The 15,063-nt window shown below is 60.4% G+C and carries 12 protein-coding genes, 2 tRNA genes and 1 pseudogene; 13 read left to right on the forward strand and 2 right to left on the reverse strand.

Annotated features, from left to right (window positions below; translation table 11 throughout):
* Window positions 1-25: 25 nt before the first annotated feature.
* The 6 genes and pseudogenes from hflK (at window position 26) to QZH45_RS03635 (ending at window position 7,006) form a co-directional block, all read left to right on the forward strand.
* Window positions 26-1,195, forward strand: a complete 1,170-nt coding sequence (gene hflK, locus QZH45_RS03610) for an FtsH protease activity modulator HflK (protein ID WP_024780800.1) — start codon at window positions 26-28, stop codon at window positions 1,193-1,195.
* On the forward strand, window positions 1,195-2,064 hold the full coding sequence (gene hflC / locus QZH45_RS03615) for a protease modulator HflC (protein WP_053194256.1): 870 nt from the start codon (window positions 1,195-1,197) through the stop codon (window positions 2,062-2,064). The genes hflK and hflC overlap by 1 nt, the downstream gene beginning before the upstream one ends.
* Before the next feature lie 324 nt (window positions 2,065-2,388).
* Window positions 2,389-3,576: an ATP phosphoribosyltransferase regulatory subunit gene (locus tag QZH45_RS03620; RefSeq protein ID WP_024780798.1), complete on the forward strand. Its 1,188-nt coding sequence runs from the start codon at window positions 2,389-2,391 to the stop codon at window positions 3,574-3,576.
* A 54-nt stretch (window positions 3,577-3,630) separates the two neighbouring features.
* Complete coding sequence (locus tag QZH45_RS03625) at window positions 3,631-4,923, forward strand: adenylosuccinate synthase (RefSeq protein WP_024780797.1); 1,293 nt, start codon at window positions 3,631-3,633, stop codon at window positions 4,921-4,923.
* A 1,123-nt stretch (window positions 4,924-6,046) separates the two neighbouring features.
* Window positions 6,047-6,100, forward strand: a pseudogene (locus tag QZH45_RS03630) (hypothetical protein); the annotation flags it as partial.
* A 201-nt stretch (window positions 6,101-6,301) separates the two neighbouring features.
* Window positions 6,302-7,006: a methyl-accepting chemotaxis protein gene (locus QZH45_RS03635; RefSeq protein WP_392396952.1), complete on the forward strand. Its 705-nt coding sequence runs from the start codon at window positions 6,302-6,304 to the stop codon at window positions 7,004-7,006.
* A 180-nt stretch (window positions 7,007-7,186) separates the two neighbouring features.
* On the opposite strand, the gene QZH45_RS03640 is transcribed toward QZH45_RS03635, so the two are convergent.
* Together QZH45_RS03640 and QZH45_RS03645 are read right to left on the reverse strand one after the other, a co-directional pair.
* Window positions 7,187-7,273: transfer RNA gene (locus QZH45_RS03640), tRNA-Leu, on the reverse strand.
* A 177-nt stretch (window positions 7,274-7,450) separates the two neighbouring features.
* Window positions 7,451-7,537 (reverse strand) — tRNA-Leu (locus QZH45_RS03645).
* Window positions 7,538-7,764: 227 nt separating this feature from the next.
* Between QZH45_RS03645 and rnr the strand changes: the two genes are divergently transcribed.
* The 7 genes from rnr (at window position 7,765) to dnaB (ending at window position 15,052) form a co-directional block, all read left to right on the forward strand.
* Entirely contained in the window at window positions 7,765-10,383 is a 2,619-nt protein-coding gene (rnr, locus tag QZH45_RS03650; RefSeq protein WP_053194254.1) for a ribonuclease R, read from the forward strand.
* Window positions 10,380-11,138 carry a 23S rRNA (guanosine(2251)-2'-O)-methyltransferase RlmB gene (rlmB, locus tag QZH45_RS03655; RefSeq protein ID WP_055135458.1) on the forward strand — a complete coding sequence of 253 codons (759 nt, stop codon included), beginning with the start codon at window positions 10,380-10,382 and terminating at the stop codon, window positions 11,136-11,138. The genes rnr and rlmB overlap by 4 nt, the downstream gene beginning before the upstream one ends.
* Before the next feature lie 297 nt (window positions 11,139-11,435).
* A complete protein-coding gene (gene rpsF, locus QZH45_RS03660; RefSeq protein WP_003186395.1) occupies window positions 11,436-11,864 on the forward strand; it encodes a 30S ribosomal protein S6 in 429 nt (142 codons plus the stop codon).
* 28 nt (window positions 11,865-11,892) lie between these two features.
* Window positions 11,893-12,123, forward strand: a complete 231-nt coding sequence (gene rpsR, locus QZH45_RS03665) for a 30S ribosomal protein S18 (protein ID WP_002551829.1) — start codon at window positions 11,893-11,895, stop codon at window positions 12,121-12,123.
* A gap of 36 nt (window positions 12,124-12,159) precedes the next feature.
* Window positions 12,160-13,053 carry a hypothetical protein gene (locus QZH45_RS03670; protein WP_024779175.1) on the forward strand — a complete coding sequence of 298 codons (894 nt, stop codon included), beginning with the start codon at window positions 12,160-12,162 and terminating at the stop codon, window positions 13,051-13,053.
* Window positions 13,054-13,071: 18 nt separating this feature from the next.
* A complete protein-coding gene (gene rplI / locus QZH45_RS03675; RefSeq protein ID WP_003186385.1) occupies window positions 13,072-13,518 on the forward strand; it encodes a 50S ribosomal protein L9 in 447 nt (148 codons plus the stop codon).
* A gap of 136 nt (window positions 13,519-13,654) precedes the next feature.
* On the forward strand, window positions 13,655-15,052 hold the full coding sequence (gene dnaB, locus QZH45_RS03680; protein WP_024779176.1) for a replicative DNA helicase: 1,398 nt from the start codon (window positions 13,655-13,657) through the stop codon (window positions 15,050-15,052).
* Window positions 15,053-15,063 lie beyond the last annotated feature (11 nt).

Raw genomic sequence — 15,063 nt, forward strand, 5'->3', positions numbered from 1 at the left:
TTTGCTTTATCAGATGGAGAGCGCTATGGCTTGGAATGAGCCGGGTGGCAACTCGAATAACCAGGATCCCTGGGGCGGCAAGCGTCGTAACAACGGCGACCGCAAGGGACCGCCGGATCTCGACGAGGCCTTCCGCAAGCTGCAGGAAAGCCTGAACGGTTTGTTCGGTGGTGGTAAGAAACGCGGTGACGACGGCAGTGGACGTCCAGGCAAGGGCGGCGGTTTAGGCCTGCTCGGCATCGGTCTGGTCGTGCTCGCGGCTGTCTGGCTGTACAGCGCGGTCTATGTCGTGGACGAGCAGGAGCAGGCCGTGGTGCTGCGCTTCGGCAAGTACTACGAAACCGTCGGCCCGGGCTTGAACATCTATTTCCCGCCGATCGATCAGAAGTACCAGGAAAACGTCACGCGTGAGCGTGCCTACACCAAGCAGGGCCAGATGCTCACCGAAGACGAGAACATCGTCGAAGTACCGCTGACCGTGCAGTACAAGATCACCAACCTTCAGGACTTCGTGCTGAACGTCGACCAGCCGGAAGTCAGCCTGCAGCATGCAACCGAGAGTGCGTTGCGCCATGTGGTGGGCTCCACTGCCATGGACCAGGTGCTGACCGAGGGGCGTGAGCTGATGGCCAGCGAAATCAAGGAGCGCCTGCAGCGGTTCCTCGACACCTATCGCACCGGTATCACCGTCACCCAGGTCAACGTGCAAAGCGCTGCGGCACCGCGTGAAGTCCAGGAAGCCTTCGACGACGTGATCCGCGCCCGCGAAGACGAGCAGCGTTCGCGCAACCAGGCCGAAACCTATGCCAACGGCGTCGTGCCTGAAGCTCGTGGTCAGGCCCAGCGCATCATCGAAGATGCCAACGGTTACCGTGACGAAGTGGTCTCCCGTGCCAAGGGTGAGGCCGATCGCTTCACCAAGCTGGTGGTCGAGTATCGCAAGGCCCCTGAGGTGACCCGTGAGCGTCTGTACCTGGACACCATGCAGGAAGTTTTCAGCAACACCAGCAAGGTCCTCGTGACCGGCAACAAGAATGGGCAGAGCAATCTGCTGTACCTGCCGTTGGACAAGATGGTCGAGAGCGGTCGCAACACCAGCACGCCGCCGGCCAGCACGTCGTCTTCCAGCAATGAAGCGAATGCTCGCGCTGCGGTGGAACAGCAACAGCAAGCACGTACCAGGGAGAGTCGCTGATGAGCAATAAATCGCTGATCGCCCTTATTGTTGGCGTCGTTGTGGCGATCGCTGCCTGGAACTGCTTCTACATCGTGTCCCAGACCGAGCGAGCGGTGTTGCTGCAGTTCGGTCGCGTGGTCGAGGCGGATGTCCAGCCAGGGCTGCATATGAAGGTGCCGTACGTCAACAAGGTGCGCAAGTTCGACGCTCGCCTGATGACCCTGGATGCACCGACGCAACGCTTCCTGACACTGGAAAAGAAAGCGGTCATGGTTGATGCCTATGCCAAGTGGCGCGTGAAGGATGCCGAGCGCTTCTACACGGCCACCTCGGGTCTCAAGCAGATCGCTGACGAGCGACTGTCCCGCCGCCTGGAATCGGGTTTGCGCGACCAGTTCGGCAAGCGCACCCTCCATGAAGTGGTTTCCGGTGAGCGTGATGCGCTCATGGCAGACATTACCCGTTCGTTGAACGCCATGGCGGAAAAGGAACTGGGTATTGAAGTGGTCGATGTCCGAGTCAAAGCCATCGATCTGCCGAAGGAAGTGAATCGCAGCGTATTCGAGCGGATGAGCACCGAGCGCGAGCGTGAAGCCCGCGAGCATCGCGCGAAGGGTAACGAGCTGGCCGAAGGCATCCGTGCCGACGCCGATCGTCAACGTCGCGTATTGCTGGCCGAAGCCTATCGTGAATCGGAAGAAGTTCGTGGCGACGGTGATGCCCAGGCTGCGGCGATCTATGCCAAGGCCTACGGCCAGGATCAGGAGTTCTACGCGTTCTACCGTAGCCTGCATGCCTACCGTGAAAGCTTTGCGCATAAATCCGACGTGTTGGTCCTGGACCCGAGCAGCGACTTTTTCCGCTACCTGGAAAAGAGCAAGCCTTGATGCAACGTTGACCCGAGACACTCCGCCCGGCGGCTAAAACGTCTGGCGGGGTGATCCTTTGAGAAAACGGGTGTATGATGCGGCAGCCGGGAAATTCCCGGCTTTTTTGCGTCTGCACGTTCGATTGCGGTTTTGGTTGCAGGCGTCGGGTCGAACGACCCGACAGGTTTTTCGAGGGAAGTGCTGGACGAGGCCGATTCCAGGTCATTCGTCACGTCGCTCTTGCGCGTTTTTTGCCTGTGTAGCGCGCAGGACCAAGGCATTTTCTGCTTCACTCAAGGCCGGCCCGAAGGTTGGCCGCCCGGACCATAGGGGAATGGCGTAATGGCAACGGTAGACCGCTGGCTGCTGCCAGATGGCATCGAAGAAGTACTGCCACCGGAAGCTGCGCGTATCGAAATAGCGCGTCGGCAGGTGTTGGATCTGTTCCAGAGCTGGGGTTACGAGTTTGTTGTCACCCCACATATCGAGTACCTGGAATCCCTGCTGACCGGCGCGGGTCAGGACCTGGATCTGCGCACCTTCAAGGTCATCGACCCGCAGTCGGGCCGGCAGATGGGTTTTCGTGCCGACATCACGCCCCAGGTAGCGCGTATCGACGCCCACACCTTGCGCCGTGAAGGCCCAAGTCGCCTGTGCTATGCCGGCAGTGTGCTGCACGCCCAGCCGCGCGCCCTGTCGTCCTCGCGCAGCCCGATCCAGCTGGGTGCCGAGTTGTATGGCGATGCCAGTCCGAGCAGCGATGTGGAAGTCATCAGCCTGATGTTGGCCATGCTGCAACTGGCCGACGTGCCGGATGTCCACATGGACCTGGGCCATGTTGGCATCTATCGCGGCCTGGCACGTGCAGCCGGTCTGTCCGGTGAAGTGGAGCAACAGTTGTTCGATGCCTTGCAGCGCAAGGCCATCGATGAAGTCATCAGCCTGACCGAAGGATTGCCGGCCGATCTGTCCGACATGCTGCGTGCGCTGGTGGACCTGTGCGGTGGTCGTGAGGTGCTGGCAGCGGCGCGTGATCGCCTGGCCCATGCGCCGGCGCCTGTATTGGCGGCGCTGGACGACCTGCTGGCAATCGCCGAGCGTCTGTCGGTGCGTTTCCCTGAGCTGCCGTTGTATTTCGATCTGGGCGAGTTGCGCGGATACCACTACCACACCGGCGTGGTGTTCGCAGTGTTCGTGCCGGGCGTGGGCCAGTCCATTGCCCAGGGCGGTCGTTACGACGATATCGGCGCCGATTTCGGTCGCGCCCGTCCGGCGACCGGTTTCTCTACCGATCTGAAAACCCTGGTGACCCTGGGGCGTGCTGAAGTCGAGCTACCGTCTGGCGGTATCTGGATGCCTGACAGTACGGATGCGGCACTCTGGCAGGCTGTCTGCCAGTTGCGCAGTGAAGGTCAGCGTGTCGTCCAGGCATTGCCTGGGCAGCCTTTGGCCGCCGCCCGTGAAGCGGACTGCGACCGGCAATTGATTCAGCAGGACGGGCTTTGGCAGGTATTGCCGCTGGCTTCTTGAGTTTTCCTGCCGGCCGCGGCCGGCACCAAGTTTGCGCGAATGAGGACAAGTGTTATGGGTAAGAATGTCGTAGTCCTGGGCACCCAATGGGGTGATGAGGGCAAAGGCAAGATCGTTGATCTGCTGACCGAACATGCTGCCGCCGTAGTGCGCTACCAGGGTGGCCACAACGCCGGTCACACGTTGGTGATCGACGGTGAAAAAACCGTTCTGCACCTGATTCCGTCGGGCGTGCTGCGCGAAGGTGTGCAGTGCCTGATTGGTAACGGTGTCGTGGTTGCCCCCGATGCTCTGCTGCGGGAAATCGTCAAGCTGGAAGAGAAAGGCGTACCGGTGCGCGAGCGCCTGCGTATCAGCCCTTCCTGCCCGCTGATCCTGTCCTACCACGTTGCGCTGGACCAGGCCCGTGAAAAGGCTCGTGGCGAGATGAAGATCGGCACCACTGGTCGCGGCATCGGCCCGGCCTACGAAGATAAAGTGGCCCGTCGTGGCCTGCGTATCGGTGATCTGTTCCACCGCGAGCGTTTTGCGGCCAAGCTGGGCGAGTTGCTGGACTACCACAACTTCGTCCTGGTCAATTACTACAAAGAGCCGGCCATCGACTTCCAGAAGACCCTGGATGAGTGCATGGAATACGCCGAGCTGCTCAAGCCGATGATGCTCGACGTCACTGCCCAGTTGCACGAGCTGCGTCGCGCGGGCAAGGACATCATGTTCGAAGGCGCCCAGGGTTCGCTGCTGGACATCGACCACGGCACCTATCCGTACGTCACCAGCTCCAACACCACTGCCGGCGGCATCGCCACTGGGTCGGGTTTTGGTCCGATGTACGTGGACTACATTCTGGGTATCACCAAGGCCTACACCACTCGCGTAGGTTCGGGGCCGTTCCCGACCGAGCTGTTCGATGACGTCGGTGCCTTCCTGGCCAAGCGCGGCCACGAGTTCGGTGCCACTACCGGTCGTGCCCGTCGTTGCGGCTGGTTCGATGCTGTCATCCTGCGTCGCGCCATCGACGTCAACAGCATCTCGGGTCTGTGCCTGACCAAGCTGGACGTGCTGGACGGCCTGGAAACCATCAACATCTGCGTGGGCTACAAGAACCAGGACGGCGCGGTCATCGATGCACCGACCGACGCCGACAGCTACATTGGCCTGGAGCCAGTGTACGAGCAGATGCCGGGCTGGACCGAATCGACCGTGGGTGCCAAGACCCTGGAAGAGCTGCCTGCGGCGGCCCGCAACTACATCAAGCGCCTCGAAGAGCTGGTCGGTGCGCCGATCGACATTATTTCGACGGGTCCGGACCGCAACGAAACCATCGTTCTGCGTCACCCGTTCGGCTGATAAGTCACTGATGTAACAGGCAAAGGACCCTTATGCGGGTCCTTTGTCGTTTCTGCCTGCCGACGGCACAACACTTGCTAAGCAACTCCATTACTGGCACATCTTGACGAGTGCCATCAAATTAATGGCGTTCGTAGAGGGATTTCCTGTGTCGGCCGTTCTCTCACTGTTACAAAGCCGTTTACTACGGCCTGTGTTCGTTACCCTCGGTATCGCCCTTTTGGTGCAGGTGTTGGTGGCGGTTGCGCTGACCCGCAGCACGGTCACGGCGCTTGAAACCGACCTGGGTACACGCCTTGGCGCTGACAGCCAGAAACTCTCCGGTGAGCTGGAGCAGGCTGGCCGGGAGGTCACTTCGAGCCTGGACAGTCTGTCTGCCAGTACCCGTCAGCGTTTGACTGCGGGTTTATCCGCACGCCTGAAGGACGAGCAGTCGCAGCTGCGGGCAACGCTGGAAAAGGGGCTCAAGGACTCCGCCAATGATATGGCGCAGCTGCTGGCTTCCGTCGCTCCCCGCGCCATGTGGGACAGTGACATACCGACGCTTTCCGAGTTCGCCCGCCGGGCCCAGCGCAACCCCAACGTGTTGTTCGTCATCTATAACGATGCCAACGGTGAACATCTGACCCGTTACCTGAACCGGGATAACGCGATCAACAAGGCTTTGCTGGAAAAGGGCAAGGGCGACCGGGCGCTGGACAAGGTGCTGGACGCTGCGAAGACCGATCCGTCGGTGTACTACCTCGAGGCGTCGATCAATCCCAATGGGGTGGAAATCGGTAAAGTGCTGATGGGGGTCTCCACCGCTTCGGTGGAGTCCGACCTGAAGGCGCTGGATCAACGCTTCTCGGCCTTGATCGCCAGCAGCGATCAACTGGTCGGTGACAGCCTCAAGGGAGCCGCCGCCGACAGTGCCACCGCCATGCGCGGTCGCCTGCAGTCGGCACAGGCCACGGCCACGCAGATGCAGACCAACACTTCCAGCACCGTGCAGGAAGCGGCAGGCACCCTGCGTTGGCGCATCGGCCTGGGCCTGGCGCTGGTGGGCTTCGGTGTGCTGCTGCTGTTGGCTGTGGTACTGGGGCGTCGGGTGGTGAATCGCTTGAAGTTGCTGATCGCGGCAATGAATGATCTGGCGGCGGGCGAGGGGGACCTGACCAAGCGCGTGCAGATCAACAGCAAGGATGAAATTGGCGATATGGCCTCAGCGGTCAATCGCTTTGTGGATAAGTTGCAGCCCATCGTGCGGGAGGCGGGTGATGTCGCCCAGCGCACCGGTGTGGAAATCGGTGCAATGACCTTGCGCAACTCCGGCGCCGATGCGGCGGCCGGGATGCAGCGTGATGAGGTGGCCGAGAGCTTGCGTGCGCTGTCGCAAATGGCCGACGAAGCTCAGTCGGAAAGCCAGGCGATGCAGGCGGCCTTGCAGCAGGTGGTGGAGATCCGCCAGGCCACTGATGAAAACACGCGTACTTCGGCCAAGGTCAGCGGTCTGATCGAGGCGCTGGCCGGGCAGGTTGACACTGGGGCGAAGGTAATCGAGCGGCTGGCGCAGCAGAGCGAGCAGATCGAGGTAGTGTTGACGGTCATTCATGGTATCGCCGAGCAGACCAACCTGCTGGCCCTGAACGCGGCCATCGAAGCGGCGCGGGCCGGGGAGACCGGGCGTGGTTTTGCGGTGGTGGCGGACGAAGTGCGGGCGTTGGCCAGTAAGACCCAGAGTTCGACCGGTGACATTCAGGCCCATATCGTGGCGTTGCAGCAGGGTGCCCGCGAGGCAGTGGCCGCGATCGGCCAGGCCGGTCGGCAGGCCAGTGAGGGGTTGCTGGTGTTGCGTGACAGTGCCCGATTGCAGCAGTCGGTGCAGGCTTCCGTGGAGCAGGTGCACGCGGCCATTGGTCTGGCGACTCAGGCGGCGGCTCATCAGGCTCAGGGGGCGCAGGCGGTGCGTGGGCGGGTCGAGACTATTCACGTCCAGGCCGAGAAAGCGGCCCAGGCTGTGGTTGAGACGACGGCAAGCGGCAAGGTGCTGGATAATCTGGCGGCACAGTTGAAGGCGAGTCTGGGGCAGTTCAGGGCCTGACAGCCGACCAGCCGTTTGAGCGTACGCGTTTCCTGTGGGAGCGAGCCTGCTCGCGATGGCGGTCTGACAGCCGCCTTATCCCCTGCGGCCTGCCGCTTCAGGAATTCCCCAATCAAAAACGCAAAAAACCCGCTTTCGCGGGTTTCTGTGAGGTTCAAGACCTGGTCTTGAAGCTTGAATTGGTGCCCAGAAGAAGACTCGAACTTCCACGACCTTGCGGTCACCAGCACCTGAAGCTGGCGTGTCTACCAATTTCACCATCTGGGCAGCATCTTCAGCGTTGCCGCTGTTGATGTGGCGCACTATACGGAGCGCGTTTTGATCTGTAAACCCCTGTTTTTGTTTTAGTAATTGCGAAAGCGGATTTCAGGAGGGTAGAAATGCAAAAACCCGCTTTCGCGGGTTCTTGGGGAGCTTGCAGATCGTTGATCTGTTGCTCGAAATTGGTGCCCAGAAGAAGACTCGAACTTCCACGACCTTGCGGTCACCAGCACCTGAAGCTGGCGTGTCTACCAATTTCACCATCTGGGCAGTATCGGCTACGTGTGTGCGTCGTCGATGGCGCGCACTATACGGAGCGTGTTTTTAACTGTAAACCCCTCTTGATAAAAAAACCGGTAAATTTCACCAGCGGTGCCTTTCCCGGCTTGAAGAACGGGATAAAAGACCTTTAGAAAGGGCTTCGGATGCCTGAAATTTCCCGTTTCATTACGCCTATGCCAAACTAACCCGCATATAGACAAGGTGAAAACTCTCTAATGGCCGATTGGCAGTCCCTCGATCCCGAGGCCGCTCGTGAAGCGGAAAAATATGAAAACCCTATTCCCAGCCGCGAACTGATCCTGGCGCATCTCGCCGACCGGGGTTCGCCCGCCAGCCGTGAAGAACTGGTCGAAGAGTTCGGGCTGACGACCGAAGACCAACTCGAAGCCCTGCGCCGCCGCCTGCGTGCGATGGAGCGCGATGCTCAACTGATCTATACCCGGCGCGGAACCTATGCGCCGGTGGACAAGCTCGACCTGATCCTGGGCCGTATCGCCGGTCACCGTGATGGCTTCGGGTTCCTGATTCCCGATGATGGCAGCGACGACCTGTTCATGAGCCCGGCGCAGATGCGCCTGGTGTTCGACGGTGACCGGGCGCTGGCCCGTGTGTCTGGCCTGGACCGCCGCGGTCGCCGTGAAGGTGTGATCGTTGAGGTGGTGTCCCGTGCCCACGAAAGCATCGTCGGTCGTTACTTTGAAGAGGGCGGTATCGGTTTTGTGGTCGCGGACAACCCGAAGATCCAGCAGGAAGTGCTGGTTACCCCGGGCCGCAACGCCAACGCCAGGGTCGGTCAATTCGTCGAGGTGAAGATCACGCACTGGCCAACCCCGCGCTTCCAGCCGCAAGGCGATGTGGTGGAAGTGGTCGGCAACTACATGGCGCCGGGCATGGAGATCGACGTTGCCCTGCGTACTTATGACATTCCCCACGTCTGGCCTGAAGCAGTCCTGAAAGAAGCGGCCAAGCTCAAGCCGGAAGTCGAAGAAAAGGACAAAGAAAAGCGCATCGACCTGCGCCACCTGCCGTTCGTCACCATCGACGGTGAGGATGCGCGGGACTTCGACGACGCGGTCTACTGCGAAGCCCGACCGGGCAAGCTGCGCCTGTTCTCCGGCGGTTGGAAGTTGTACGTCGCGATTGCCGACGTTTCCAGCTACGTGAAGCTCGGTTCGGCACTGGATGCCGAAGCCCAGGTGCGCGGCAACTCGGTGTACTTCCCCGAACGCGTCGTGCCGATGCTGCCCGAGCAGTTGTCCAACGGCCTGTGCTCGCTCAATCCCCATGTCGACCGCCTGGCCATGGTCTGCGAGATGACCATCTCCAAGACCGGCGAGATGACTGACTACTGCTTCTACGAAGCGGTGATCCATTCCCACGCCCGCCTGACCTACAACAAGGTCAGTGCGATGCTGGAAACGCCTAAGCTCGCCGAGTCGCGCAAGCTGCGCGGGGAGTACAACGAGGTTCTGCCGGATCTCAAGCAGCTCTATGCGTTGTACAAGGTGTTGCTGGGCGCGCGTCATGTGCGTGGCGCAATCGATTTCGAAACCCAGGAAACCCGGATCGTCTTCGGTTCCGAGCGCAAGATCGCCGAAATCCGTCCGACCGTGCGCAACGATGCGCACAAATTGATCGAGGAATGCATGCTGGCCGCCAACGTGGCCACTGCCGAATTCCTGAAGAAGCATGAAATCCCTGCGTTATATCGGGTCCACGACGGTCCGCCGCCGGAACGCCTGGAAAAACTGCGCGCCTTCCTCGGGGAGCTCGGCCTGTCCCTGCACAAAGGCAAGGAAGGTCCATCGCCCAAGGATTACCAGGCGTTGCTGGCCAATATCAAGGATCGTCCTGATTTCCACCTGATTCAGACCGTGATGCTGCGCTCCTTGAGCCAGGCGGTGTACAGCGCTGACAACCAGGGCCACTTCGGTCTGAATTACGAGGCCTATACCCACTTCACCTCGCCGATCCGTCGCTACCCCGACCTGCTCACGCACCGGGCCATCCGCAGCGTCATCCATTCGAAGATGAACACTCCGCACGTCAAGCGTGCCGGTGCGATGACCATTCCCAAGGCACGCATTTATCCGTACGACGAGGCAGCCCTGGAGCAGTTGGGCGAGCAGTGCTCGATGAGCGAGCGTCGCGCCGACGAAGCGACTCGCGACGTGGTGAACTGGCTCAAGTGCGAGTACATGAAGGATCGCGTGGGTGAGTCGTTCCCAGGGGTGATCACCGCCGTGACCGGTTTCGGCCTGTTCGTCGAGCTGACCGATATCTACGTCGAAGGCCTGGTGCATGTCACCGCGCTGCCGGGCGATTACTACCACTTCGACCCTGTGCATCACCGTCTGGCGGGCGAGCGCACCGGGCGCAGTTTCCGTCTGGGCGATACCGTCGAAGTGCGGGTGATGCGCGTCGATCTCGACGAGCGCAAGATCGACTTCGAGATGTCGGAAAAAACCATCGATGCGCCGGTCGGGCGCAAGAAGCGTGGTACCGAGACATCTGCACCTGCGACCAAGACCGCTGCCGAGCCGGCCTCGACCAAATCCGGCCGTCGTGGCCCGGCCAAGGAAAAAGCCAGCGATGCCTATCGTCCGAGCGATGCCGCGGCGAAAAACGCCGAAGTGCGCAAGAGTCGCGAAATGAAGCAGGCGTTGCTGGCCGAAGCCAAGAAAGGTGGTAAAGCCGCGTCGGGAGGAAAGACCGGACGGTCGGCTCCCGAAAGCGCAAGCAGTAAACCGAGCAAACACCGTAAAGGCCCGTCGAAAGCGGGCTCGGCCCCGGCTAAAAGTGGCGGCGCCCGTAAACCCAAGGCCAAGTCATGAGTCAGTTGGAAAAAATCTACGGCGTGCATGCCGTGGAAGCGCTGTTGCGTCATCACCCCAAGCGGGTCAAGCAGATCTGGCTGGCGGAAAGCCGCAGTGAACCCCGGGTCCAGGCCCTGGTCGAGCTGGCCAACGAAAATCGCGTGGCAATCGGTCAGGCCGAGCGGCGCGAGATGGATGCCTGGGTTGAAGGCGTGCATCAAGGCGTCGTAGCCGAGGTCAGCCCGAGCCAGGTCTGGGGCGAGGCAATGCTCGAGGAATTGCTCGACCGCACCGAAGGCGCGCCTTTGCTGCTGGTGCTGGACGGTGTGACCGATCCTCACAACCTCGGCGCCTGCCTGCGTTCGGCGGATGCGGCCGGGGCATTGGCGGTGATCGTTCCCAAGGACAAGTCGGCAACCTTGACGCCATCCGTACGAAAAGTCGCCTGCGGCGCCGCGGAAGTGATTCCGCTGGTGGCCGTGACCAACCTGGCGCGCACCCTGGAAAAACTCCAGCAGCGTGGCTTGTGGGTGGTCGGCACGGCGGGCGAGGCCGAACAGGACCTGTATCAACAGGACCTCACCGGTCCGACGATCCTGATCATGGGGGCCGAAGGCAAGGGCATGCGTCGCTTGACCCGTGAACATTGCGATTATCTGGTCAAACTGCCGATGGTTGGCAGTGTCAGCAGCCTCAACGTCTCGGTCGCGACCGGCGTGTGCCTGTTCGAGGCGCTGCGTCAGCGTGGCGTCAAGGCTGCCGCCAAAAAGTAAGGCATAGGCAAGTCCCTGTGGGAGCGAGCCTGCTCGCGATAGCGGTGGGTCAGTCGGCCATTCGTGCTGGATGACCCACCGCTATCGCGAACAGGCTCGCTCCCACATTGTCATGTGTTGTAGTGGTTGTTCAAATAATCACCAATTGCCTTGCACCTGCCTCGACCCTTCTCTACAATTGCGCCCCTTGCTGTGATGGCAGGCACTTATGTGTCTAGCGTCCACAAGTCCATAAGTGTCATTCACTCCTTGTCTGACCGTTTTTAAGCGGCAGGCTACAACCCGTAAGGAGCATTCATGCGTCATTACGAAATCATCTTTTTGGTCCACCCGGATCAAAGCGAGCAAGTCGGCGGCATGGTTGAGCGTTACACCAAGCTGATCGAAGAAGACGGCGGCAAAATCCACCGCCTGGAAGACTGGGGCCGTCGTCAACTGGCCTATGCAATCAACAATGTTCACAAGGCTCACTACGTGATGCTGAACGTTGAGTGCACCGGCAAGGCCCTGGCCGAGCTGGAAGACAACTTCCGCTACAACGATGCAGTGATCCGTAACCTGGTCATCCGTCGCGAAGAAGCCGTCACCGGCCAATCCGAGATGCTCAAGGCTGAAGAAAACCGCAGTGAGCGCCGTGAGCGTCGCGACCGTCCTGAGCACTCTGACAGCGCCGATGGCGATGACAGCGATAGCGACAGCGACAACAGCGATAACGCTGACGAGTAATCCACGGACCTTTTAAGGAGCCAATCACATGGCACGTTTCTTCCGTCGTCGTAAATTCTGCCGCTTCACCGCTGAAGACGTGAAAGAGATCGATTACAAAGATCTCAACACTCTGAAAGCCTACGTATCCGAGACCGGCAAAATCGTTCCAAGCCGCATCACCGGTACCAAAGCTCGTTATCAGCGTCAGCTGGCCACCGCTATCAAGCGCGCCCGCTTCCTGGCCCTGCTGGCCTACACCGACAGCCACGGCCGCTGAGACCGGGCAGTCGACAAGTAGCAAAGGATTGAATGCATGCGCGCCTTAGCTGAGTTCATCATGCGCGGCCGTATGCAGGCCACTCTGGTAGTGGCTGGATGTGCGGCATTGCCGTTGTTGTATTGGTTGGGTGCTGCCGCCGGGAGCCTTGTGCTCTTGCGGCGCGGATTGAGGGACGCTTCGGGCGTTCTTGCTCTGGGACTGCTGCCGGCCTTGCTCTGGTGGCTGTACTCCGCGGACCCGCGGGCACTGATGGTGCTTCTGGGGTCTTCGGCGCTGGCGTTGGTGTTGCGCGCCAGCGAATCCTGGAACCGCGTGCTGCTGGTCAGCATAGCGATAGGTGTGGTGTTTTCAGTGGTACTCGGGGTGGCTTTTGCCCCCCAGATCGAGATGCTGTCGCAGGCTTTGGTAAAAATCCTGCCCGAGGCCCTCGGTGATCTCTACCGGCAGATGTCGGCAGAGGAGCAGGCGCGTTTCGCGTCCCTGATTGCACCGGTCCTGACCGGCCTGATTGCGGCCTTGTTGCAGATCGTCAGTGTGCTGAGCCTGATTATCGGGCGCTACTGGCAGGCGTTGTTGTACAACCCGGGTGGTTTTGGTCGCGAGTTTCGCGCCATCCGTTTCCCGCTTGGGCTGGCGATGTTGCTGCTGGCGGGCATGCTTCTGGGGCCGAACTTCGGTCCGCAGATGGCCATGCTCACGCCGTTGTGCAGTGTACCGCTGGTCTTCGCCGCCCTGGCCCTGATTCATTGGCTGGTGGCGCACAAGCGACTGGCCAGGTTCTGGCTGGTGGGGTTGTACGTCACGTTGTTGCTGTTCATGCAGCTGATCTATCCGTTGCTGGTGGTCCTGGCCATCGTCGACAGCCTGATTGATTTTCGCGGTCGTATGGCGTCGAAAGACGCCGACAGCGCGAACGGTGAAGGTTAAAAGTTAGAGGATTTTCACATGCAACTGATCCTTCTGGAAAAAATCGCCAACCTGGGCAACCTGGGCGACAAAGTAAACGTTAAGGCCGGTTACGGCCGTAACTACCTGCTGCCTTTCGGCAAGGCTACCGCTGCGACCGCTGCCAACCTGGCTGCGTTCGAAGAGCGTCGCGCCGAGCTGGAAAAAGCCGCCGCAGACCGTAAGGCATCGGCTGAAAGCCGTGCTGCCCAACTGGCCGAGCTGGAAGTGACCATCACTGCCACCGCTGGCGACGAAGGCAAGCTGTTCGGTTCGATCGGTACCCACGACATCGCTGACGCACTGACCGCCTCCGGCGTTGAAGTTGCGAAGAGCGAAGTTCGTCTGCCGAATGGCACCATCCGCAACGTAGGCGAATTCGACGTAGCCGTGCACCTGCACGCCGAAGTTGAAGCCACCGTACGCGTTGTCGTGGTAGCAGCCTAAGCAGTACTTGTCGGCTGGCACCCTTGGGGGCTAGCCGGTAACATCGGGCACGATCCTGTTTACAGGTCGTGCCCTTTGTCTTTCTGCAATTCCTGATTTTCATAACCCTCTGGGTTTCCCAAAGAATCAAGTGGCCATGAACGAAATCACCGCTCCCGAGCAATACGATCTGCAAACCGCTGCCCTGAAGGTGCCCCCGCATTCCATCGAGGCCGAACAGGCTGTGCTCGGTGGCCTGATGCTGGACAACAACGCCTGGGAACGCGTGCTCGATCAAGTCTCCGACGGCGATTTCTACCGACATGACCACCGTCTGATTTTCCGTGCGATCGCCAAGCTGGCCGATCAGAACATGCCGATCGACGTGGTCACCCTGTCCGAGCAACTGGACAAGGAAGGCCAGACCTCTCAGGTCGGCGGCCTCGGTTACCTGGGCGAGCTGGCAAAAAACACGCCGTCCGTCGCCAACATCAAGGCCTATGCGCAAATTGTCCGCCAGCGGGCGACGTTGCGTCAGTTGATCGGTATCAGCAACGAAATCGCCGACAGCGCCTTCAACCCTGAAGGCCGCACCGCCGAAGAGATCCTCGACGAAGCCGAACGGCAAATCTTCCAGATTGCCGAAGCCCGGCCGAAGACCGGCGGGCCGGTGGGGGTCAACGAACTGCTGACCAAGGCCATCGACCGTATCGACACCCTGTTCAACACCGACAATGCCATCACTGGCTTGTCGACCGGCTACACCGATCTCGACGAGAAGACCAGCGGCCTGCAGCCAGCCGACCTGATCATTGTCGCTGGCCGTCCTTCCATGGGTAAGACCACCTTTGCGATGAACCTGGTAGAAAACGCGGTGTTGCGCAGCGACAAGGCGGTTCTGGTGTATTCCCTCGAGATGCCAGGCGAATCGCTGATCATGCGTATGTTGTCGTCCCTGGGGCGTATCGACCAGACCAAGGTCCGTTCCGGCCAACTGGAAGACGACGACTGGCCACGCCTGACCTCGGCGGTCAACCTGCTCAACGACCGCAAGCTGTTCATCGATGACACCGCCGGCATCAGCCCGTCGGAAATGCGCGCCCGGACCCGCCGCCTGGTGCGCGAGCACGGCGATATTGCGCTGATCATGATCGACTACCTGCAATTGATGCAGATCCCGGGCTCCAGTGGTGACAACCGAACCAACGAGATTTCCGAAATCTCCCGTTCCCTCAAGGCCCTGGCCAAGGAGTTCAACTGCCCGGTGGTGGCCTTGTCCCAGTTGAACCGCTCCCTGGAACAACGTCCCAACAAGCGTCCGGTGAACTCCGACTTGCGGGAATCCGGAGCGATCGAGCAGGACGCCGACGTCATCATGTTCGTGTACCGCGACGAGGTGTATCACCCCGAGACGGAACACAAGGGCATTGCCGAAATCATCATCGGCAAGCAGCGGAACGGGCCGATCGGCTTTATCCGCCTGGCGTTCATCGGTAAGTACACGCGGTTCGAGAACCTGGCGCCGGGCAGCTACAACTTCGATGATGACGAATGATTTGTAGCGTT

This window comes from Pseudomonas corrugata, from assembly GCF_050920615.1.
Taxonomy (GTDB): Bacteria; Pseudomonadota; Gammaproteobacteria; order Pseudomonadales; family Pseudomonadaceae; genus Aquipseudomonas; species Aquipseudomonas corrugata.

Coding starts and splice junctions, on each gene's coding strand:
- hflK (WP_024780800.1), top strand. CDS start 26: ATGGCTTGGAATGAGCCGGGTGGCAACTCGAATAACCAGGATCCCTGG.
- hflC (WP_053194256.1), top strand. CDS start 1,195: ATGAGCAATAAATCGCTGATCGCCCTTATTGTTGGCGTCGTTGTGGCG.
- QZH45_RS03620 (WP_024780798.1), top strand. CDS start 2,389: ATGGCAACGGTAGACCGCTGGCTGCTGCCAGATGGCATCGAAGAAGTA.
- QZH45_RS03625 (WP_024780797.1), top strand. CDS start 3,631: ATGGGTAAGAATGTCGTAGTCCTGGGCACCCAATGGGGTGATGAGGGC.
- QZH45_RS03635 (WP_392396952.1), top strand. CDS start 6,302: ATGGCCGACGAAGCTCAGTCGGAAAGCCAGGCGATGCAGGCGGCCTTG.
- rnr (WP_053194254.1), top strand. CDS start 7,765: ATGGCCGATTGGCAGTCCCTCGATCCCGAGGCCGCTCGTGAAGCGGAA.
- rlmB (WP_055135458.1), top strand. CDS start 10,380: ATGAGTCAGTTGGAAAAAATCTACGGCGTGCATGCCGTGGAAGCGCTG.
- rpsF (WP_003186395.1), top strand. CDS start 11,436: ATGCGTCATTACGAAATCATCTTTTTGGTCCACCCGGATCAAAGCGAG.
- rpsR (WP_002551829.1), top strand. CDS start 11,893: ATGGCACGTTTCTTCCGTCGTCGTAAATTCTGCCGCTTCACCGCTGAA.
- QZH45_RS03670 (WP_024779175.1), top strand. CDS start 12,160: ATGCGCGCCTTAGCTGAGTTCATCATGCGCGGCCGTATGCAGGCCACT.
- rplI (WP_003186385.1), top strand. CDS start 13,072: ATGCAACTGATCCTTCTGGAAAAAATCGCCAACCTGGGCAACCTGGGC.
- dnaB (WP_024779176.1), top strand. CDS start 13,655: ATGAACGAAATCACCGCTCCCGAGCAATACGATCTGCAAACCGCTGCC.